This window comes from Streptococcus cristatus (assembly GCF_001578775.1).
Classification (GTDB): domain Bacteria; phylum Bacillota; class Bacilli; order Lactobacillales; family Streptococcaceae; genus Streptococcus; species Streptococcus cristatus_A.
This window is the reverse complement of record NZ_KQ969062.1, coordinates 177036-198933: the sequence shown is the minus strand read 5'-3', so window position 1 is coordinate 198933 and position 21898 is coordinate 177036. Positions and strand designations below refer to the sequence as shown.

Below are 21898 nucleotides of genomic sequence, written 5' to 3'. Positions count from 1 at the left end.
CAATCAAACGAGCTAGATGCGGACTGCCAATTCCTTGCAGGATAGCTTTAATCTGAGGCACATTGCCCAATGTTGCTGCCAGCTGCAGTAAATCTTTAGGATTAGTCTTGCCAAAAGACACCCGACTAGCCAGCCGCTCGATATCATAGACTCCCTTGAGGCTCTCTGTCAAATCACTCCGCTCAAAGAAATGATCCAGAAAAACCTCGACGACATTCTGCCGCTGGCTAATTCGCGCTTCATCAATGAGCGGACGCTGAATCCAAGAGCGCAGCATACGGCCGCCCATGGCCGTCTTGGTCTCGTCCATCAGCCAATAAAGACTGCCGTGCTTCTTGCCCGAGCGAGCATTTTCTGTCAAATCCAGACTCGCCTTGGTAGCATAGTCCATTTGCAGAAAGTCCTTGATTTCATAATGCTGGGCCTTCTTTAAATGACTGAGCTCCCTCATCTGGGTCCGGTGCACATACTCCAGCAGTTTCCCCGCTGCCTGATGCTCCATCGGAGACAACTCCTCGCCTAGCAGCTGGACATCGTCCAAGGCCGTCTGTACATAGGACAGCAAAAGGTTCATCTGTCCAGCCAGGACCTGCTCCTCAGCTTCTGGCAAGGCGTAGCCCAGCACCACTTCCCTAGCTTTCAAATTGCGGATTTCCCCGCAGACCAAGGCAAAGTCCTCTAGACTGGTCACCTGAAACTCACCGGTCACCAAGTCCATATAAGCCAAACCATAGAGGCCGTCTGAGTAATCCAGAGCCACCAGAAAGTTATTAGCAGAGTCCGGCTTACTGGAGTCCACCACCGTCCCCGGTGTGATAACCTGAACGACCTCCCGCTTAACAACGCCCTTGGCTTCTTTGGGATCTTCCATCTGCTCCGCAATCGCTACCTTATAGCCTGATTCGACCAAAACATCAATATACTGCTGAGCCGAATGATAGGGAACCCCGGCCATGGGAATGGGATTTTCTGCATTTTTATTGCGGCTGGTGAGAGAAATCTCTAAAATCTGGGCGGCATTGACCGCATCATCATAAAACAACTCATAGAAATCCCCCATCCGAAAGAGCAAGAAAGCATCTGGATAGTCCTTTTTGATATCCAAATACTGCTGCATGCCTGGCGATAACTTTTCTACTGCCATCTCTATCCTTTCTAAAAACAAACGAGGTCAGGACTTCTGTCTCAAACCTCTCCGTCAATTCTAAGCTTCTTGGCTATTCCATGCCTTCTTTAACACTCGTCTCGATTTCTCTAGCCGCTTCCTGATCCCGGCAAATCACGAGCAAGGTATTGGCACCTGCAACAGTTCCTAAAATCCGACTATCCAGAGAACCATCTACCACATTTGCCAAGACCGTCGCTTCGCCCAGTCCTGTACGGAAAACCAGCGTAAACTCCGCTCGAGAAACAGCCTGAACATGACTGGCCAGAAATCCAGCTAGGTCCAACTCCTCTGCTTCATGAGCCAGCACATAGTAGACTTGCCCGTCTTTCTTCAGCTTGGTCAAGCCAATCTCTCTTAGGTCCCGCGAGAGGGTTGTTTGGGTCACAAATATCCCCTCGTCTTCCAGTCTTTTTTGAATATCCTTCTGTGTTCCTAACTTTTCTTCCTTGATCATCCATTTAATAAGCTGATGACGCTCGCTTTTTCTCATACTCGACCTCATTGACTGAATATTTATACTCTCAATTATATCAAAAAATCTATCTTATACCAAAAAAATTGAAGATTCCTCATAAAATATGATAGAATAGTAACAAAAGACCCAAAGGAGCAAATATGGATAATAAACAATTAATCGCTAGCGAGTTGGCCAAAGTTATTGACAGCTTGGACCAAAGCGCTATCTCTAACCTACTAGAGCAACCGAAAAGTTCCGATCTTGGAGACATTGCCTTCCCAGCTTTCTCACTTGCAAAAGTAGAACGCAAGGCTCCTCAAGCTATCGCTGCGGATATTGCTGAAAAGATCGACCCAAGTCACTTTGAGAAAGTTGTCGCAACTGGACCTTATGTCAACTTCTTCCTCAACAAAGCTAAAATCTCTGATCAAGTCATCAAAGAAGTCATCAAGGAAGGCGCTGACTATGGTCAACAGAACGAAGGTCAGGGCGGAAATATCACAATTGACCTTTCCAGTCCTAACATTGCAAAACCTTTCTCTGTCGGACACTTGCGTTCAACCGTTATCGGTGATGCCTTGTCCAATATCTTCCGCAAGATGGGCTACAATACCATCAAGATCAACCACTTAGGTGACTGGGGCAAGCAATTCGGTCTCCTCATGGTTGCCTACAAGAAGTGGGGCAACAAGGAAGCCGTTGAAGCCAACCCAATCGATGAACTCTTGCAACTTTACGTCCGCATCAATGCTGAAATCGAAAACGATCCAGCCTTGGACGACGAAGGCCGCCTCTGGTTCAAGAAACTGGAAGATGGCGATCCAGAAGCAACAGAACTCTGGCAATGGTTCCGTGACGAAAGTCTCGTTGAATTTAACCGCATCTATGAATTGCTCGGCGTTGAATTTGATAGCTTAAACGGAGAAGCCTTCTACAATGACAAGATGGACGAAGCCGTTAAAATTTTGGAAGACAAGGCTCTCCTGAAAGAATCAAAAGGCGCTAGCATCGTGGACTTGGACGATGTCAACCTGCCACCAGCTATGATTAAAAAATCAGACGGTGCTACGCTTTACATCACCCGTGATATTGCCACTGCTATGTACCGTGCGCGCACTTACAACTTCGTCAAGAATGTTTATGTCGTTGGTCAAGAGCAATCCAACCACTTCCGTCAACTCAAGGCCGTCCTTAAGAAGATGGGATTTGACTGGAGCGATGACATGATCCACGTGGACTTTGGTCTGGTTACGAAGAACCGCCAAAAACTTTCAACACGTAAAGGAAACATCATCCTTCTGGAACCAACTCTGCAAGAAGCAATCAGCCGTGCAAAAGCTCAAATTGAAGAAAAAAATCCAAATCTGGAAAACAAAGAAGCTGTTGCCCATGCAGTTGGTGTCGGTGCCGTTAAATTCTACGACCTTAAGACTGACCGCCGCAATGGCTACGACTTTGATTTGGAAGCAATGGTTTCCTTTGAAGGTGAAACTGGACCGTATGTGCAATATGCCTATGCACGTATCCAGTCTATCCTACGCAAAGCAGACTTCAAGCCAAGTCTTGACGCTAACTACAACCTCAACGATGCTGAAAGCTGGGAAATTATCAAACTGCTCCAAGACTTCGCTCGCGTAGTCAAACGTGCATCTGATAACTTTGAGCCATCTTTGATTGCCAAATACGCGATCAGCCTAGCTCAAGCCTTCAATAAATACTATGCTCACACTCGCATCTTGGATGAATCTCCGGAACGCGACAGCCGTCTAGCTCTCAGCTACACTACTGCTGTTGTGCTGAAGGAAGCTCTCCGCATGCTTGGTGTAGAAGCACCAGAAAAAATGTAACCCTACACAAACCTTCCAGTTTTGGGAGGTTTTCTTAGGAAGAGATATTTTATGAATGAAACTGCTTATATTTTAGTTGCCCTTAGCTTGGTCATTCTCTTTTTGTACAACAAAAGAGAAAAGGTAAAGTTGCAGATTTTGCTGCAGCAGGAACTCCTAAAAAGTGATCATTTTCGGCAAGAACTCCAAGAAAAAATGGCCACTAGCGAAAACCAAAATGACCTTATTGCTTACATTAACAAAAACTACCGTTTAGGAATTTTATATTCAAAAGAGCTGGTCGAAACTATCGCCAGCGAGCATGCAAGTCAAGAATAGAAACAAAAGCCGCTCGGTCAAAAATGTTGATCGAACGGCTTTTTACTTATGCTTTTATTTCGTACAATTCCTCGATAATGCCAGCTACTTTTTTAATATCGCCTAACATACCACGCATTTCAAAATCAGCTAAAACAGGGAAACCAAAACGCTGGCTGTATTGCTTAGCAGTCAGGCAGTACTGGTTATTAAAGTTACGGTTGCCACTTCCGATAACTCCAAAACACTTGCTAGCATTCTGTCCATAAGCTATAAAATCGGCCACATCCGTCGTAAGAATCTCAACATCGCCATTATCCACACCATTGCCACCTTCCAGATAGGTCGGTAGAAAGGTAATGAAAGGATTGGTCATTTCAAAGAACGGACGTCCCTCTTTCACTAAGTCTTTGATGTGGATTTTCTCAATCTCTAAACTCGGATGCTGCTCTAACAAATAGTCGCTCAAACGTCGGACAAAACTCTCTGTATTGCCACTCAAGCTAATATAAACTAAGGAAACTTTCATGTTTATTTGCTCCATTCCCAAAAATAACATTTATCCACTCATCTAGATTATAAGCAGTAAATGTTATTTGCCAAATCTTAATCCTCTTCAGCCACTTCTACACTCTCAGCTTCCTTTTGCTGCTTGATCAGCTTAAAGATAACAATGGAGAGGAAGATAAGACTAATCACAACAGAAAAGCCAATAGTGAAGTTCAGTCCCAGCATCTGAGATGAGAGTAAGGACGGATCTGAAAAAGAAGACGTTGCAATCCCTTTTACTACCACATAACCATACGCTGTCCCAATCAGGCCAATAAGAACGTTCGCGATGTAAATAAGATTTGCTTTGAAAATATCTTTCTTAAAAACGAAGAACCAAGCTGCAATCAAAAGAAGCAAGCCAACATAAAAGAAAATATTATTTATTAGCGAACCTGACAGTTCAGCGCTCTTGCTAAAGTAAGCTGCATACTGAGATTTTGCTGGCTCATTGACCCCCTTTAGCAAGGTTTCCACGGCATCATTTGAAGAGGAGAACTTCGAAATAAGCTCCCACAAAGTGCCTACTGTTTCTAATCCCAGTAAGACATAGAGATAAATTGGTTTCTTCTTCATAACAACCCCCTGTAAAGAAATACTTTTTCTTATTATACACCCAAAAGAAAAGACTGACAAGAGCCAAGGTCTGCTACGATTTTAAAAGCTCTATCTACTAGAAAAGCTTATCCTCCAAGACTACTCATTCTAGTCTTCTAACAAGAGAAAAGCCAAGACAGTCCTGCCTAGGCTTTTTCCCTTATTTAAAACAATTAGTTCTCCAAATGCCATACTTCATCATTGTATTGTTGGATTGTACGGTCTGCTGAGAAGAAGCCAGCTTTCGCAATGTTAACGATCACTTTATCCAACCATGCATCACGATCTTCGTAGTCCGCAAGCATTTGCTCTTTAACTTTGATGTAGTCTTCCAAGTCAAGAAGCGTCATGAACCAGTCTTTGTTGATCAATTCATTGTAAAGACGTTCTAAGCGTTCTTTCTTACCTACTGCAAGAACAGCATCGCTGATGATAAAGTCAACCAACGGTTTGATAGCTGGACGAGCGTAAAATTCGCTTGATTTGTAAGCTGCTTTTGCGTAAAGGTCGATAACTGTTTCTGAATCTTCACCAAAGATGTAGATGTTGTCTTTGCCAACCAACTCAGCGATTTCCACGTTAGCACCGTCCATAGTACCAAGTGTCAAAGCACCGTTGAGCATGAATTTCATATTACCAGTACCTGAAGCTTCTTTAGAAGCAAGTGAAATTTGCTCAGAAATATCACCAGCTGCAATCAAGAAGCTTGATGCTGTAACGTTATAGTTCTCAACCATAACCACTTGCAAGTGTGGTGCCACTGCTGGGTCATTCGCGATGATTTCTGACAAGCAAAGGATCAAGTGAATGATGTCTTGAGCAATTGTGTAAGCAGGAGCTGCTTTACCACCAAAGAAGACAGTGATTGGACGAGCAGGAATGTTACCAGCCTTGATATCCAAGTACTTGTGGATGACATACAAAGCGTTCATTTGTTGGCGTTTGTACTCGTGTAGACGCTTGATTTGGATATCAAAGATAGAATCTGGATTGATTTCTACACCTTGAGCTTCCTTCAAGTGACGAGCCAATTTACGCTTGTTGTGAGCCTTAATGCCTTCCAGCTTTTCTTTCACTTCTCGCTTGCCAGCAAAGTCAAGTAGACCTTCCAACTTAGCAGCATCATGGTGCCAATCGCGACCAAGAAGTTCATCTAAGTAGCTAGACAAACGTGGATTAGCGTGCATGAGCCAACGACGGAATGTGATACCGTTTGTCTTGTTGTTGAATTTCTCTGGATAAATATCGTAGAATGCTTTCAACTCAGAGTTCTTCAAGATTTCAGTGTGGAGTGCTGCAACCCCGTTAACGCTGTATCCATAGTGGATATCCATGTGTGCCATGTGAACACGGCCACTCTCGTCAATGATTTGAACAGCTGGATCTTTGTATTCTGCTTTGACACGACGATCCAATTCTTCGATGATTGGTACCAAGTGAGGAACCACTTCTTGCAAGAATTCAAGAGGCCATTTTTCAAGAGCTTCAGCAAGGATAGTGTGGTTTGTGTAGGCAGTCATGCTACGCACGATTGAGATTGCTTCATCAAGCTCGATACCACGCGCAGTCAAGAGACGGATCAACTCAGGAATGACCAGTGATGGGTGAGTATCGTTGATTTGTACAACTGCGTAGTCTGCAAGGTCATGCAAGTTGCTTCCTTTTTCGATCGCTTCGTCGATGATCAATTGTGCACCGTTTGAAACCATGAAATATTGTTGGAAGATACGGAGCAATTCACCTTGCTTGTCGCTATCATCTGGATAAAGGAAAAGAGTCAAGTTGTGAGCGATATCTGTCTTGTCAAATTCGATTCCCTCTTTGATGATGGAAGAATCAACTGAATCCAAGTCAAACAAGCGCAAACGGTTTTTAGTAGCTGTCTTGTAACCAGGAACATCAATATCGTAAAGAGTTGATGTCAAGGTAAAGTGTGCAAATGGCACTTGGTAGCTACGGCTTGAACGGACCAACCAGTTTTGATCAGTCAACCAGAAATTTGGAATAGTTGTTTGCTCATTGTTTTTAAGGACTTGTTGGAAAAGACCAAAGTGGTAGTTTAGTCCAACACCGTCACCATTGAGACCCAAGGTTGCGATAGAGTCCAAGAAGCAGGCTGCCAAACGGCCCAAACCACCATTACCAAGAGATGGTTCCAATTCTACTTCTTCAACTTCGATCAAGTCTTTACCAGCAGCGGCAAGTTCTTTTTTCACATCGTCGTAAAGGCCAAGGTTAATCAAGTTGTTTGACAAGAGTTTACCAATCAGAAACTCAGCAGAGATGTAGTAGAGTTTCTTTTTACCAGTATTAACTGGCTTTTGAGCGCTCGCCAATTTTGTGTAGTTCAAGAGAGCCAAATAAAGCTCTTCATTGCTACAATCAGCAATTTGCTTTTGATAAGTTTTTTGGATATATGTTTGTAAGTTTGACATGATTTCTCCTAGTATTAGAAAGTATTGAAATTTATTGTCTTATGAAAGTAAGTCAGTATTCAGACGACGATAGACCTTAGTCAAATGATAAAGCTGACCTTCTACGATAGGGTTTAGCTCTTCAGCTGTCATCCGCCATGCCCAGTTGCCGCCAATTGTAGAAGGCAGATTCATGCGGGCAGAGCCATCTAGCTCTAGCAAATCTTGCATCGTCGCGATAGCCATGTAGCTAACGGAAGCAAAGATTGTACGAAGCATTGCATGTGGCACCGTTTCGTATTCTTTGCGGTTGGTGTACTGAGCCATGTATTCACGGGTTGGATCATCGATCTCATCCTTATACCAGCCCAATACAGTATTATTGTCGTGAGTACCAGTGTACATCACAGAGTTATGTGGAGCCAAGTGTGGACTATCAATGCTTTCATCATCTGGATTGAAAGCGAATTGCAGAATCTTCATACCTGGGAAGCCAGTTCGTTCACGCAATTCAATGACTTCATCCGTCATGAATCCAAGATCTTCTGCAATGATGTTCAATTCACCTAAAGCTTCTTTCACTGCGGCAAACAGCTTATAACCTGGACCTTTGACCCAGTGACCAGTAGCCGCTGTGTCAGACTCAGCTGGCACTTCCCAATAAGACTCAAAGCCACGGAAGTGGTCAATCCGAACAATGTCGTAAATCTTAAAGCTTTCGCGCAGGCGCTCAATCCACCAAGCATAACCATCTTGATCCATGGCATCCCAATTATAAATTGGGTTACCCCATAATTGGCCGGTCTCTGAAAATTCATCTGGTGGGCAGCCAGCAACCTTGACTGGGCGACCTTGCTTATCTGTCTTGAAGAAGTGAGGCTGAGCCCAGACATCTGCACTGTCAGCAGCTACATAGATTGGCATGTCACCAACGATTTCGATGTGATGATCATTAGCATATTTCTTGAGTTCCAACCATTGTTTAAAGAAGAGATATTGAGTTACACGATGGTATTCCAGCTTGTCTGCCAATTTCTCACGATAGCTAGCCAAGCTTTCTGGTTGGCGACGTCGAATCGCTTCATCTGGCCATTCTGTCCAAGCTTTCAGATCAAAATGCTCTTTAACAGCCATGTATTCCGCAAAAAGCTCCAACCAAGCTGCATTTTCCGCAACAAATTGACGGAATTTATCAAGATCGCCAACTTTAAGGAAACGAGCAACCGCTTTTTCCAAAAGAGGACGACGTGCTTCAAATACTTTTGCATAATCTACAGCTTTTGGATCATCACCAAAATCAACGCCTTTTAGATCTTCTTCTGCCAACAGGCCTTCGTCAATCAAGAAATCCAAATCAATAAAGTGAGTATTCCCTGCAAAGGCTGAGAAAGACTGGTAAGGAGAGTCCCCATAGCTAGTCGTTCCCAAAGGCAAGATTTGCCAATAACGTTGCTTCGTTCTAACTAAGAAATCCACAAAATCATAAGCAGACTGACCAAAAGAACCAATCCCGTACTTGCCTGGCAAAGAGGAAATGTGCATCAATACACCACTTTGTCTCGCTTTCATATGTAACACCTCAAAAATTTTTCATGCTTGTTTCCTACTTTATTTAGCGAAAACGTTTGCGTCGCTTGAATTATAACCTATTTTTTTTTCAAGTGCAAGCTTTTTAAAAAACTTTTTTATTTATTATACCATAGATTTCTATTTTCTTTCCTTATATATCATCTAAATTAGCACTCTTTCCTTAAAAATTTTTAAAAATTTTCTTAAAAACGCTTGCAAGCGTTTACCTTTTGTGCTAAAATTATTTTAAGCTCAAGAAAACGTTTGCGCTATGCAAGCGTGTTCTTAGATGGTATTATATTTTTATTCTTTAGGAGGAATAATCATGAAAAACAAAATGTTGAAGAGCGTTGCTGTTCTCGGTACTGTTGCTTTAGCAGGATTTATTTTGACAGCCTGCGGTAGCAAATCTTCTAAAAAAGACACTGCTGCAAGCAATGAGCTCACTGCATATGTAGACGAAGGCTACAAGAGCTACATGGAAGAAGCTGCGAAGGCTTATGAAAAAGAAACCGGAACAAAGGTCACTATCAAAACTGGTGATGCTCTTACAGGTCTTGATAACCTTTCGCTTGACAACCAATCTGGTAAATCTCCAGATGTCATGATGGCACCATACGACCGCGTAGGAAGTCTAGGTGCTGACGGACAGCTTTCAGAAGTTGAGTTGAGCAAAGATGCAAAAGCTGACGATACTACTAAATCTTTGGTAACAATCGACGGAACTACTTACGGTGCTCCTGCTGTTATCGAGACTTTGGTAATGTACTATAACAAAGACCTGATCCAAAAAGCTCCTACAACATTTGCTGAATTGGAAGAACTTGCAAAAGATAGCAAATATGCGTTTGCTGGTGAAGATGGCAAAACTTCTGCTTTCCTTGCTGACTGGACAAACTTCTACTATGCTTACGGTCTCCTTGCTGGAAATGGTGCTTATGTCTTCGGTAAAGACGGTACAGATCCTAAAGATATCGGTTTGGCTAACGAAGGTTCTATCAAGGGAATTGAATACGCTAAGACTTGGTATGAAAAATGGCCTAAAGGTATGCAAGATACAGAAGGCGCTTCTAACTTGATCCAAACTCAATTCCAAAGCGGAAAAACTGCTGCAATCATCGACGGCCCTTGGAAAGCTGCATCTCTTAAAGAAGCTAAAGTAAACTACGGCGTAGCAACTATCCCAACACTTCCAAACGGCAAAGAATACAAAGCCTTTGGTGGTGGTAAAGCTTGGGTCATCCCTGCTGGTTCTAAGAACGTTGACGGTGCACAAAAATTCGTTAACTTCCTTGCATCAACTGCACAACAAAAAGCTCTTTACGATGCAACAAACGAAGTTCCTGCGAACACAGAAGCACGTGAATACGCTGTAAGCAAGAAAGATGAATTGACAGATGCGGTTGTTAAACAGTTCAAATCTGCAGAACCAATGCCAAACATCTCTGAAATGAGTACTGTTTGGGATCCAGCTAAGAACATGCTCTTCGATGCTGTAAGCGGTAAGAAAGATGCTAAAACTTCAGCTGAAGATGCTGTTAAATTGATCAAAGAAACTATCGATCAAAAATTCGGCAACAAATAAGCAAGTTTAAATAAAGGGGTGGGAATTTTCCCTACCCCTTGTTTGATAGAATGAGGCTTTATTCTATCTTCTAATAAGAAAAACTCGGATTAGGACTTGTACTTACTGCAATTCCTCAATCTTTCTCGTATCTAAGGAGACTACAATGACAAAAAAAGATCCCAAACAAGCCATGTTGCGCTCCCTCATTCCAGGGTTGGGGCAAATCTATAATGATCAAAAAGCCAAAGGATACATTTTTCTTGGGGTTACGGTTGCATTTTTAGCTTATTTCGTAGCTATTGCCCTACCAGAAATTGAAAATCTCATCACTCTTGGTGAAGTCCGTGGTGACAACTCACTCTTCATGCTGATCCGCGGTGCCTTCCACCTCATCCTCGTGGTATTTTTCCTGATTTTCTATGGATTTAACTTGAAGGATGCTCGGACGGTTGCTAAACAGTGGAACAATGATTATCCTGTCCATACTACCTTGAAGGAAATGTTTGATGGAATCTATGAAAATGGCTTCCCTTACTTACTCATCATCCCTTCTTATCTGGCAATGACCTTTGCTATCATTTTCCCCGTATTGGTAACACTCTTGATCGCCTTTACCAACTATGATTTCAAACACTTGCCACCAAATAAACTCTTGGATTGGGTTGGCTTTACCAACTTTGCTAATATTTGGCAATTAAGTACCTTCCGTGCGGCCTTTGGTTCTGTCTTGACTTGGACTATCATCTGGGCACTGGCAGCCTCTACTTTACAAATCGTAATCGGTATTTTCACTGCTATTATTGCCAACCAACCATTCATCAAAGGAAAACGCATCTTCGGTGTTATCTTCCTGCTTCCTTGGGCAGTTCCAGCCTTTATCACTATCCTGACTTTCTCAAATATGTTCAACGATAGTATCGGTGCCATCAACACTCAAGTCATCCCGCTTCTCAGCAAGGTTCTTCCCTTCCTAGATGGACAGCTGATTCCGTGGAAGACTGATCCGACTTGGACTAAGATTGCTCTGATTATGATGCAAGGTTGGCTTGGATTCCCTTATATCTATGTCCTGACCTTAGGTATCTTGCAGTCTATTCCAAATGACCTTTACGAAGCAGCCTACATCGACGGAGCCAATGCTTGGCAGAAATTCCGCAACATCACTTTCCCAATGATCTTGGCAGTTGCGGCACCAACTTTGATCAGTCAATACACCTTTAACTTTAATAACTTCTCAATCATCTACCTCTTCAATGCAGGTGGTCCTGGTAGTGTCGGTGGAGGAGCCGGTTCAACTGACATCCTGATCTCTTGGATTTATCGTTTGACCACAGGTACAGCACCGCAATATTCAATGGCGGCGGCCGTTACCCTCATTATCTCCATCATCGTCATCTCTATCTCTATGATTGCCTTCAAGAAACTACACGCATTTGATATGGAGGATGTATAAGATGAATAGTTCTGTTAAATTTAAACGTTTTATCAACCACAGTTTGACCTATCTCTACCTTGTAGTGCTTTCCATTATCATTCTCTACCCGCTCTTGATCACGATCATGTCTGCTTTCAAAACGGGGAATGTCGTGGCCTTCAAGCTAGACACAGACATCAACTTCAGTCTGGAAAACTTCTCTCGTCTCTTCTCAGAGACTCTATATGGCACTTGGTACTTTAACACCATTATCATTGCCGTCTTGACAATGATTGTCCAAACCAGTATAGTGGTACTTGCAGGTTATGCATACAGCCGTTACAATTTCATCGCAAGAAAGCAAAGTTTGGTTTTCTTCTTGATTATCCAAATGGTGCCAACCATTGCAGCTCTGACCGCCTTCTTCGTTATGGCGCTGATGCTCAATGCCCTTAACCAAAGCTGGTTCCTCATCTTCCTTTATGTGGGTGGTGGTATTCCAATGAATGCTTGGTTGATGAAAGGATACTTCGATACCGTTCCTATGTCTCTGGATGAGTCAGCTAAATTAGACGGTGCTGGTCATTTCAGACGTTTCTGGCAGATTGTCCTGCCCCTCGTTCGTCCAATGATTGCTGTGCAAGCTCTTTGGGCCTTCATGGGACCTTTTGGAGACTATATCCTCTCTAGCTTCCTTCTTCGTGAAAAAGAATTTTATACGGTTGCAGTTGGTCTTCGTACCTTCGTCAGTGATGTCAAGAATCAAAAAATTGCCTTCTTTGCTGCCGGTGCGATTCTCACTGCCCTTCCAATCTGTATTCTCTTCTTCTTCCTGCAAAAGAATTTTGTATCTGGTTTAACAAGTGGTGGAGACAAGGGATAATCTTGTCCCACCCTGTTTTTGATTTAAAGACAATTATAGTTATATGGCAGCCAATAAGTTCTTTATTGGCCACCACCTGATTATAATTTTAGAAAGAGGCAGCTATGTTACCTTATCCTTTTAATTATTTTTCGAGCTTGATTGGTTTTAGAAAAACTTTCGCCAATCGTCGGATGCTTAGCTGGTTCCAACTCATCTTTACCAGCATCTTTCTGATTTCTCTGTCTTTGATTCCCGTGGCCATTCAGACAGTGTCTTTGACGAGCTATGCTCTGGATACCTTTGTTGATAAGGCATTTGACACTCTGGATGAAGACGTGATGATTGACTTGGACCATCATGCCCAGATGAAAGACCATGTGCTGACCACTGAAAATCCTGAAGGGATTCATCACAATACCGCTGGGACTGTCATTATTGGCCATCATGAGGAACTCAAATTAGGCAAGGAGCTGATGCTTTACTTTGACAAAGAAAATCTTAAAATCACTAAAGAAGGAAAAGAACTGGCCAATATCCGCTACCAAGCCATTGACCAGAAGGCTCTAAAAAGCAAAGAAGCCCTGACCAAAGCCATTTCTAAAGACTGGTTCCAACAAAACCGCTTGGTGATCAGCCTCTTTCTAGTCCTCTCCGCAGGCTTCCTCTTTAGCATCAACTTTGCCTTTCTAGCACTCGGTGCTTCCTTCTTGCTCTATCTGACCAAGAAATCACGGCTATTTTCTTTTAAAACCTTTAAAGAATGCTATCACTTTATCCTCAACTGCCTAGGATTACCAACGATTATTGGCCTTATCTGCGGCTTATTTGGACAAAGTCTGCCTACGATTATCACCGTACAAAATATCTTGTTTGTTCTTTATTTAGTGATTATTTTTTACAAAACACATTTCCGCGATGAGGATTTCAGAAATTAGGAGGTTATTATGCGCGTTACAATCAAAGAAGTCGCAAAATTAGCTGGTGTGTCCCCTTCAACAGTGACACGCGTCGTGCAAAACAAGTCAACCATCAGCGATGAAACTAAAAAACGGGTTCGTGCTGCCATGAAAGAGCTGGACTATCATCCAAATCTCAACGCTAGAAGTCTGGTCAGCCAATCAACCCAAGTCATCGGCCTAGTGCTGCCCGATGATTCGGATCTTTTTTACCAAAACCCATTCTTCCCAACTGTCTTGCGGGGGATTTCGCGCATCGCGTCTGAACATGACTATGCCATTCAGATTAGCACCGGACAGGACGAAGAGCGTCGTTTAGAAAATATCAAACAAATGATTTTCGGAAAGCGCGTCGATGGTTTGATTTTTCTCTATTCTAAGCCAAACGATCCGCTGGTTGACTTTGCGATTAAAAACCAGTTTCCTTTCTTGATTTTAGGGAAAGCAGTGTCACCATTTGTTTCTTTAGTCGATAATGATAATATCAAGGCTGGCTACGATGCAACCAAATATTTCCTAGATCAAGGTTATAAAAAAATTGCCTTTCTAGCCGGTAATAAAGAGCTTATCGTATCCCAAGACCGCTTTACCGGCTACAAACAGGCCCTAGAAGAAGCAGGCATCCCTCTCGATGAAAACATCGTCAAGTTTTCTTTCGGTTTCCTCTTGGAAGATAGCAGTTATAAGATTATGGAAAAGATGCCTATTCAAGAAATTGAAGCCTTTGTAACATCAGATAGTATGGTTGCCGAAGGGGCTCTCCACTATCTCAAAGACATTGACTACCGCTTCCCGATTATCACTTTTGACTCTATCAAGCCACGCATCGACGTGGATGCCTATATTGATATCAATACCCTCGAGTTGGGAAGGGAATCTTTCCGTACCTTGCTCCAAATCATTAAAGATAATAAGGATGACAAGCATACTTGCTATCGCCAGGTTATCCCCCACAGCATTCTTACTCGTTAGTTAAGGAGAAATTTCATGGTTTATCGTATTTTCCAAGCCTATTTAGATGATGAAAATAGCATCACTATCGAATTGGAAAAGTCCTTTGACGCTTATTCTATCCACTTTACTCTGGAGGACAAGCATAGCTCCAGTCCTTTGACCATCAAAAAAATTGAGAATCAAGAACATCAGATTGTCTACACCCTTTCAGTCAATGACCCGATTGATTTGACTGAATCCTACACAGTCTATGATCAGGACCGCAATCACAGCATCCTCCAGTATCGCCACATTGTCCAAAAGCCTATTTTTGATGAATTATTTAGCTACCAAGAAAGAGATTTGGGAGCTAGCTATAGCCCTCAGGCAACAGATTTCAAACTTTGGGCCCCTATTTCAGAAAAAGTCTTGCTGCATCTGGAAGAGCAGGTCATCCCCCTCCAAAGGAAAGATAGGGGTGTCTGGCATACGCAGGTCCTTGGAGACTTAGAAGGCAAGGCCTACTACTATATCCATAAGGTGAACGGAAAATGGATAGAAGTACATGACCCCTACGCCCTCTCTTCAGATGCCAACTCTGGTCATAGTTATATCATTGACCGCAAAAAAATTAGTAGACCCATTCATCGAGCTGCCAGCCAAGTAAAACCAACAGAAGCCGTTATCTATGAAACGAGCGTGCGTGATTTCTCCATGCAAAAGGAAGCTGGTTTCTCACAACCTGGTAAATTCGCTTCTCTATCCGAATCTCCAAGCGTACACGGCCACACTTTTGGTCTAAAATACTTGCAGGATTTAGGCATTACACACGTTCAGCTTATGCCTGTCTATGACTTTGGTAGCGTGGACGAAAAACACCCTGAACTTGTTTATAATTGGGGCTATGATCCCGTCCAGTATAATGTTCCTGAGGGTAGCTTGTCAAGCGACCCACACAATCCCTATAGTCGTATCTTTGAACTACAAGACGCGATTGCAGCTTATCACCAGGCTGATATGAGCGTTATCATGGATGTCGTCTACAATCACGTCTATGAAGCAGATGCCTATGCTTTTGAAAAAATTGTGCCAGGCTACTTCTATCGTCTAGATGAGCAAGGCCTACGGACAAATGGTACCTTCTGCGGAAATGATGTAGCTAGCGAAAAAGCTATGGTGCGCCATTATATCCAACAATCCGTCCAGCAATGGGTTAGCCTCTACGGCTTTGACGGTTTCCGCTTTGACCTGATGGGCATTCTCGACATAACCACCATGAAGCAAATCGCTGAGGAACTAAAAGCCATCCATCCAAACATCTACCTTTACGGAGAAGGTTGGCAGATGCCTACTGGTCTTGATAGCGACCTTCTAGCTCATCAGTTCAACGCTGAACAACTACCTGAGTATGGTTTCTTCAGCGATCATTTCCGTGATACGATCAAGCAAACCATCGTCCAAGGTAGCCGACTGGACAAAGAGCACGCAACCAGCTGGCTAGAAAATGTCCTGACAGCCAATGTCGGTCTGACAGGAGAGCCACATTTCCTAGCGCCTCATCAGGCGATCAACTATGTAGAATGCCATGACAACGCAACGGTGTTTGATTATTTTGATATTCAAAATCCAAATATCAGCCTCCGTCAACGCCTAGCTAACTCTCGTCTAGCACTGCATATCGTTCTATTATCGCAAGGAGTTCCTTTCCTCCACAGTGGGCAGGAATTTTATCGGACCAAAAATCTGATTGACAACACCTACAATCTGCCTGATGAGATCAACAAGCTAGACTGGCTGCGCTCACTTCACTACACTGAAGACATTGAATTTTTGAAGCAACTCATTGCCTTTAGAAAGGCTCATCCGCTTCTGACTCTGACAACTAGCTCTGCTATTCAAAAAGCTTGTCAGGTCAAATGGCTCAGCCCTAGCCTCGTTGAATATAAGATTCAAAAAGACAAACAAGCGCTGACCATTTTGATTAACTTTGGTACTGAAGCAGCGACTTATGAAAATAAAATGAAGCAAAGCATTCACCTTCAGTATCCGCACATTAACGCCAAAAAACCAATCGCCCCGCCAGCAGACTCTTATACAGTTCCTGCTAAGCAAGTCTTGGTTTTGAAATAAAGCAATAACTATAAAAAAGAACAGGTTCATTTTGGATGGGAAAACATCCAGCTGAACTTGTTCCTTTTTTATGTATAAATGGAAGCATTGCGTTTGAGTAAGATTTACTAGCAATGCCGATAATCGAGACTACTCTTCTACAAATCTTCCTAAAATATGTACATTGTCAGATACAGAGACAAAGGCTGTAGGATCTGTCTGCTTCATGATGTACTTAAATTCACTAAATTCAGCACGCGTAATGACTGTAATCAGCACCGCCTTTTGCTCGTGATTGTAAGTTCCCTCCGCCCCATTGATAATGGTCGCACCACGGTGGAGCTTGTGGTGAATCTTGTTAATCACTTCTTCAGGATGACTGGTGATAATCATAGCCTGCATCCGCTTTTGCTTGGTAAAGACTGCATCCGTTACACGGCTGGATACAAAGATGGTAATCATTGAGTAGAGAGCGTATTCCCAACCGAAGGTCAGACCAGCAATCAGCATAATAATACCATTGACAATCAGGGAGATACTGCCTACATTACGGCCCGTTTTCTTGCGAATGGTCAGACTAACAATATCTGTCCCTCCACTTGAAATGCTTGACTTGAGGGCAAAGCCGATCCCTGTCCCCATGACAACTCCCCCGAACAAGGCATTGATAATGGGATTGGTCGTCAATGTCACTTCTGGAACAAAATGGATAAAAAGCGAGCTCATCGAAACAGTGATAAAAGTAAAAACAGTAAACTTATGCCCGATTTGGTACCAAGCCAAAATCATCAGTGGAATATTGATCGCATAAAAAGTAATGGAAACTGGAATGGTAAAGCCGGTAAAGCGACCACTCAAAGCCGAGACAATCTGCGCCAAGCCCGTTGCACCACTTGAGTAGACATGGCCTGGCTGAAAGAAGAAATTGACCGCTACTGCTGAGAGAAAGCCGTATACCAGAGAGGCTGAAAATTTCTCATCATATTTTTCACGCGAAATACTTTTCAGAACTTCTAGCAACTTGACATGATAGGCAAAGCGATGAAGATAATAGCGAAAAAGTTTCCGCAAACTAGTCTTTTTCATGTGATTCTACTTGTAAACTTAATTCCTCTAATTGTGCAGGAGCAACCAAGCTTGGTGCTTGCGTCATTGGGTCAGAAGCCTTGTTATTCTTAGGAAAAGCAATGACTTCACGGATATTTTCTTCACCAGCCAGAAGCATGACGAAGCGATCCAGACCCAAAGCCAGACCTCCATGTGGTGGGAAACCATAATCCATAGCTTCTAGAAGGAAACCGAACTGGTCTTGCGCTTCTTCAGCTGAGAAGCCTAAAGCCTTAAACATACGTTCCTGCAGATCTTTTTGGTTAATCCGTAGGCTACCACCACCTAGTTCATAGCCATTGAGTACGATATCATAGGCAATCGCACGAACCTTGCTCAGGTCTCCTTCCAGCTCCTGCTCAGAATCCTTTTGAGGCAGAGTGAATGGATGGTGAGCACTCATATAGCGGCCTTCTTCTTCAGACCACTCAAACATGGGCCAATCTACCACCCACAAGTAGTTAAACTTAGCAGGGTCAATCAAGCCTAAGTCCTTACCTAGGCGGACACGAAGAACCCCCAGAGCTGCGTTGGCAACATCCAAGGTGTCTGCCACAAAGAGAACCAAGTCGTTTTCTTCAAGCTGTAAAGCAGCTGTCAACTTACTTGACAGGTCTGTCAAGAACTTTGCAACAGGACCAGCTAGTTCTCCATCAGCTACTTTCACCCAAGCAAGTCCCTTGGCTCCATGCTGCTTAGCTTGCTCTGTCAGCTTATCAATGTCTTTGCGCGAGTATTTGTCAGCAGCATTCTTAACGACAATCGCCTTGACAGCTGGTGCCTCAGAAAAGACTTTAAAGTCAACGTCCTTGACAAGCTCTGTCAAGTCCTGCAATAACATGTCAAAGCGAGTATCTGGCTTGTCGCTACCATAAAGAGCCATAGCATCGTCATATTTCATCCGCGGGAAAGGCAAGGTCACTTCAATTCCCTTGGTTTCCTTCATGACACGGGCAATCAACCCTTCTGTAATGTCTTGGATTTCTTGCTCAGATAGGAAGGAAGTTTCCAAGTCCACCTGTGTAAACTCTGGTTGACGGTCTCCACGTAAGTCCTCGTCTCGGAAACACTTGACAATCTGATAATAACGGTCAAAACCAGCATTCATCAAAAGCTGCTTGGTAATTTGTGGGCTTTGAGGCAGGGCATAGAAATGACCTTGGTTGACCCGGCTCGGCACCAAATAATCACGCGCCCCTTCAGGCGTTGACTTGGTCAAAAATGGTGTCTCTACATCGATAAATTCCAGCTCATCCAAATAATTGCGGATGGAATGAGTCACTTTGGCACGCAACTTAAGATTTTCTAGCATTTCTGGGCGACGCAGATCCAAATAACGGTAGCGCAAGCGCGTATCATCATTGGCTTCAATCCCGTCCTTAATCTCAAAAGGAGTCGTTTTAGCAGTATTCAGTACCGTCAGACTGTCTACGTGAAGCTCTACACTTCCTGTGGCCAGCTTGTCATTGGCTTGCTCACGCGCGGCTACCTTACCAGTCACCTCAATGACAAACTCGCTGCGCAGACTCTCAGCTGTCTTCATGACCTCATCTGAAACACTCTCAGGATTAATAACTAGCTGCATAATCCCTTCACGGTCACGCAGATCAATAAAAATCAAGCCTCCCAAATCGCGACGGCGGGCAACCCAACCTTTCAAAGTGATTTCTTGATCGGCATGCTCACTGCGAACACAACCTGCATACATTGAACGTTTCATTCTTACTCTCCAAACTTTTAATTCTTTTACTATTTTACCACAAAGAGACTGGGAAGGTGAGCTTTTTGCGAAAAAAGAATGGATTTCTGATAAATGTAAAAATCCGAGGAAATCCCTCGGACTAGAGTGTCAGACACTAGAAAAATAACTATTTTTGCTTTTCTTCCTGATAGATGCTAGGCGCTAAAGTCTTGACAATCATGGATGTCACGAAGCGAAATCCTGCTGCGGCCAAACCAAAAATAGGAGCTAAATAACGAAAGAAGAACTCGCCTTTCATCACATAGGCCAAAATCCCCGAAATGATAAAAATAACAAATCCTTGGATAATTGAAAACAAGATAATTTTCTTCATAGAATTCCTCCCTACTATAAGACATAGTATAGCACAAAAGAGATGAATATTAAAACAGCATCTATGATCGCTTCTTGAAAGAGGTTAGGACAGACTCTCATGATGTGGCTAAAGAAATGAAAAATAGCAGAGCGAAACCATTGTGCGATATTCAAATGTCAAAGGACTAGTCAGGAAAAATTTCCTTGTCCCATTATACCATAATCTGCATGTATATCAGGGAAAGGAGGGAAAAATTGGTATAGAAAAACCACCTGAAAGATTTTCAGATGGCTGTTAATCATTATTCTGTTACAGTTGTTTCAGTAGCTTTCGTATCTTTTCCCTTACGGCGAGCCAGAGTGTCCGCATAGTGCTTCCGGCTGTTATTGAGCACAGAGAGGAAACGTTTATAGAGCTCGTCTTCCTTTGCTTGCGTCAGGATGGACACATAGTCTGTTAATTGCTGGTACGGAGTCGCTACTTCTTTGCGCAGCTTTTTCACATCAAAGCTGACACTTTGAAGCTTGTCTTGAGAGCGCGAGGCAAAGAGGGATTCAAAAGCTTGGTGGCTCTCTTTCAAATTCTCTACAAACTTAGCGATCGCCAATGTTTCTACTTGAGACTTGTATTTGTCGGAAGCCAGCTTCTCTAATAAATTAGAAATCAAGGCTGTTTCCTCTTCATAGTGTTTCTTGTGGGTGTCTTTGTAAGTATCAAACAGAAGTTTCAAATTAGTGTAAGCTGTCTTTTCAGTTTCTCGCTTGCTTGCACGGTAAGGTTTAATAGAGTCCCGCAAAGCCTGCAAGTCTGCGTCTCGCAAATCATCAGCCTCATTCAACAAAGCTGATTTTTCATTGGCGCGAATCTGACCCAGTGAAGCCTGATAAGCTGGCAGGTTTGCCTGAATCTTTTCCACCAAAGCTGTCAGCACTTCTTCCTTTTTAAAGTCAAAGTTTTCCTTCTTCAGATCATCCAAGAAACGGGCGATAAATTAGGAGAACTCTGCGTGGCGGAGATTACCATATTTTACAGCTACAATTTTTCTGTTTTCATAAACACCTCTTTTATTTCATCTCGTCAGCGCAGATGACAGAGTAAATCACTTTTACTTCAATCCGTCAGTACAGATGACAGAGTGAAACGCTTTTACTTCACCCCATCAGTACGGATGACAAGATAAAAGTCCTATAAATCAGTATAACACATGTAAAAACTTTCTTCAACTGTATTAAGCATGACAAACCACCTGAACGAAGATTCAGGTGGGAATATATTAAATGTCTCCGTAGTATTTGTTTTGACGGATTTGTTCCTGCATTTTAACTCTGTATTTTTGAGCATCTGTATTACTTTTAACAGTTCCTTTCCCCTCAATCTGCTGAGCCAAATAGGAATCTGTTTGTTCAAAAGCTGTCGCTACTGTATCCAGATAATCGTTAAAACTGATTACCGTTTCTTCTACTGTACCAGCAGTTTCTTTGAAACCATTAAAACACTCTGTCAGTTTTGCTTCCGACTCATCCGCAACAATCATTCCGACACCGGAATCCAAGTTTAGAAAAGCCGCATCAAACTTAGCCTGTACTCCCTTGATTTTCTCAGGAGTAATCATTCGTTTAGTCATTCTGTTTTCTCCTCCTCTGGGTGAGCTGCTATCCAGGCCACAAACTCATCATAAGAATGAATCTGTGTCTTCTCGCCAGTCTGCTCATCCGTCGCATAGAGCTCAATCACATCCTGCCCTTCCGGCGCAAACCAATGAATCAGTTTGTCAAACCATTCCCGTTCATTGTACTGCTTAGGGCGGAAATATAATCGATCTATATTTTTCATGTTCTTTGCCACTTCAGGATAGAGGTGAGCAAAGTTGGTGCCAGAAATATCCGTGTCTTTTCCGCTTTCAGAATCATGATTCAAACCTCCCTCGTACATGTACAGATGATATTTTTGAAGGTTGTCCCAAATCTGATCACTAATCCCCCCGCGCCCCCA

The 21898-nt window shown here is 42.9% G+C and carries 18 protein-coding genes and 2 pseudogenes; 8 read left to right on the top strand and 12 right to left on the bottom strand.

Annotated features, from left to right (window positions below; translation table 11 throughout):
- Positions 1 to 1144: MutS N-terminal domain-containing protein (locus SCRDD08_RS10890; RefSeq protein ID WP_462217686.1), on the bottom strand; the 1144-nt coding region annotated here is incomplete at its 3' end.
- A 73-nt stretch (positions 1145 to 1217) separates the two neighbouring features.
- The gene (argR, locus tag SCRDD08_RS00945; protein ID WP_045500171.1) at positions 1218 to 1658 is read right to left on the bottom strand and encodes an arginine repressor; all 441 of its coding nucleotides are present in this window, start codon (positions 1656 to 1658) and stop codon (positions 1218 to 1220) included.
- 125 nt (positions 1659 to 1783) lie between these two features.
- Here argR and argS point away from each other — a divergent pair, with 125 nt between their 5' ends.
- The gene (gene argS / locus SCRDD08_RS00940; RefSeq protein WP_061422031.1) at positions 1784 to 3472 is read left to right on the top strand and encodes an arginine--tRNA ligase; all 1689 of its coding nucleotides are present in this window, start codon (positions 1784 to 1786) and stop codon (positions 3470 to 3472) included.
- A 51-nt stretch (positions 3473 to 3523) separates the two neighbouring features.
- On the top strand, positions 3524 to 3790 hold the full coding sequence (locus tag SCRDD08_RS00935) for a hypothetical protein (protein ID WP_005591475.1): 267 nt from the start codon (positions 3524 to 3526) through the stop codon (positions 3788 to 3790).
- A gap of 46 nt (positions 3791 to 3836) precedes the next feature.
- Here SCRDD08_RS00935 and nrdI read toward each other — a convergent pair whose 3' ends face one another.
- The 4 genes from nrdI to malQ all read right to left on the bottom strand — a co-directional run bounded on the left by nrdI (position 3837) and on the right by malQ (position 8898).
- Positions 3837 to 4313 carry a class Ib ribonucleoside-diphosphate reductase assembly flavoprotein NrdI gene (gene nrdI / locus SCRDD08_RS00930; RefSeq protein ID WP_061423236.1) on the bottom strand — a complete coding sequence of 159 codons (477 nt, stop codon included), beginning with the start codon at positions 4311 to 4313 and terminating at the stop codon, positions 3837 to 3839.
- Between the two features lie 62 nt (positions 4314 to 4375).
- Positions 4376 to 4894, bottom strand: coding sequence for an ABC transporter permease (locus SCRDD08_RS00925; RefSeq protein WP_061422030.1), 519 nt, complete (start codon positions 4892 to 4894; stop codon positions 4376 to 4378).
- A 194-nt stretch (positions 4895 to 5088) separates the two neighbouring features.
- A complete protein-coding gene (gene glgP, locus SCRDD08_RS00920; protein WP_061422029.1) occupies positions 5089 to 7350 on the bottom strand; it encodes a glycogen/starch/alpha-glucan family phosphorylase in 2262 nt (753 codons plus the stop codon).
- Positions 7351 to 7389: 39 nt separating this feature from the next.
- Positions 7390 to 8898 (bottom strand): 4-alpha-glucanotransferase, encoded by a 1509-nt coding sequence (gene malQ, locus SCRDD08_RS00915; RefSeq protein WP_061422028.1) that lies wholly within the window; start codon positions 8896 to 8898, stop codon positions 7390 to 7392.
- Between the two features lie 325 nt (positions 8899 to 9223).
- Between malQ and SCRDD08_RS00910 the strand changes: the two genes are divergently transcribed.
- The 6 genes from SCRDD08_RS00910 to pulA all read left to right on the top strand — a co-directional run bounded on the left by SCRDD08_RS00910 (position 9224) and on the right by pulA (position 16763).
- Entirely contained in the window at positions 9224 to 10483 is a 1260-nt protein-coding gene (locus tag SCRDD08_RS00910) for an extracellular solute-binding protein (protein ID WP_061422027.1), read from the top strand.
- Positions 10484 to 10628: 145 nt separating this feature from the next.
- Positions 10629 to 11918 carry a carbohydrate ABC transporter permease gene (locus SCRDD08_RS00905; RefSeq protein ID WP_061422026.1) on the top strand — a complete coding sequence of 430 codons (1290 nt, stop codon included), beginning with the start codon at positions 10629 to 10631 and terminating at the stop codon, positions 11916 to 11918.
- Between the two features lies 1 nt (position 11919).
- The gene (locus SCRDD08_RS00900; RefSeq protein ID WP_005592080.1) at positions 11920 to 12762 is read left to right on the top strand and encodes a sugar ABC transporter permease; all 843 of its coding nucleotides are present in this window, start codon (positions 11920 to 11922) and stop codon (positions 12760 to 12762) included.
- A 104-nt stretch (positions 12763 to 12866) separates the two neighbouring features.
- A complete protein-coding gene (locus SCRDD08_RS00895; protein ID WP_061422025.1) occupies positions 12867 to 13679 on the top strand; it encodes a DUF1189 family protein in 813 nt (270 codons plus the stop codon).
- A gap of 9 nt (positions 13680 to 13688) precedes the next feature.
- Positions 13689 to 14672 (top strand): LacI family DNA-binding transcriptional regulator, encoded by a 984-nt coding sequence (locus SCRDD08_RS00890; RefSeq protein WP_061422024.1) that lies wholly within the window; start codon positions 13689 to 13691, stop codon positions 14670 to 14672.
- 15 nt (positions 14673 to 14687) lie between these two features.
- A complete protein-coding gene (pulA, locus tag SCRDD08_RS00885) occupies positions 14688 to 16763 on the top strand; it encodes a type I pullulanase (RefSeq protein WP_061422023.1) in 2076 nt (691 codons plus the stop codon).
- Positions 16764 to 16892: 129 nt separating this feature from the next.
- On the opposite strand, the gene SCRDD08_RS00880 is transcribed toward pulA, so the two are convergent.
- From SCRDD08_RS00880 to SCRDD08_RS00855, 6 genes and pseudogenes are all read right to left on the bottom strand, one after another.
- Positions 16893 to 17828, bottom strand: coding sequence for a YitT family protein (locus SCRDD08_RS00880; protein ID WP_061422022.1), 936 nt, complete (start codon positions 17826 to 17828; stop codon positions 16893 to 16895).
- Positions 17815 to 19569 (bottom strand): aspartate--tRNA ligase, encoded by a 1755-nt coding sequence (gene aspS / locus SCRDD08_RS00875; protein WP_061422021.1) that lies wholly within the window; start codon positions 19567 to 19569, stop codon positions 17815 to 17817. The genes SCRDD08_RS00880 and aspS overlap by 14 nt, the downstream gene beginning before the upstream one ends.
- 148 nt (positions 19570 to 19717) lie before the next feature.
- Positions 19718 to 19924 carry a hypothetical protein gene (locus SCRDD08_RS00870; RefSeq protein ID WP_061422020.1) on the bottom strand — a complete coding sequence of 69 codons (207 nt, stop codon included), beginning with the start codon at positions 19922 to 19924 and terminating at the stop codon, positions 19718 to 19720.
- 283 nt (positions 19925 to 20207) lie between these two features.
- Positions 20208 to 20945, bottom strand: a pseudogene (locus tag SCRDD08_RS11775) (DUF6261 family protein).
- A 234-nt stretch (positions 20946 to 21179) separates the two neighbouring features.
- Positions 21180 to 21530: a hypothetical protein gene (locus tag SCRDD08_RS00860; protein ID WP_061422019.1), complete on the bottom strand. Its 351-nt coding sequence runs from the start codon at positions 21528 to 21530 to the stop codon at positions 21180 to 21182.
- A pseudogene (locus tag SCRDD08_RS00855) lies at positions 21527 to 21898 on the bottom strand (hypothetical protein); the annotation flags it as partial. The pseudogene SCRDD08_RS00855 and the gene SCRDD08_RS00860, both read right to left, overlap by 4 nt.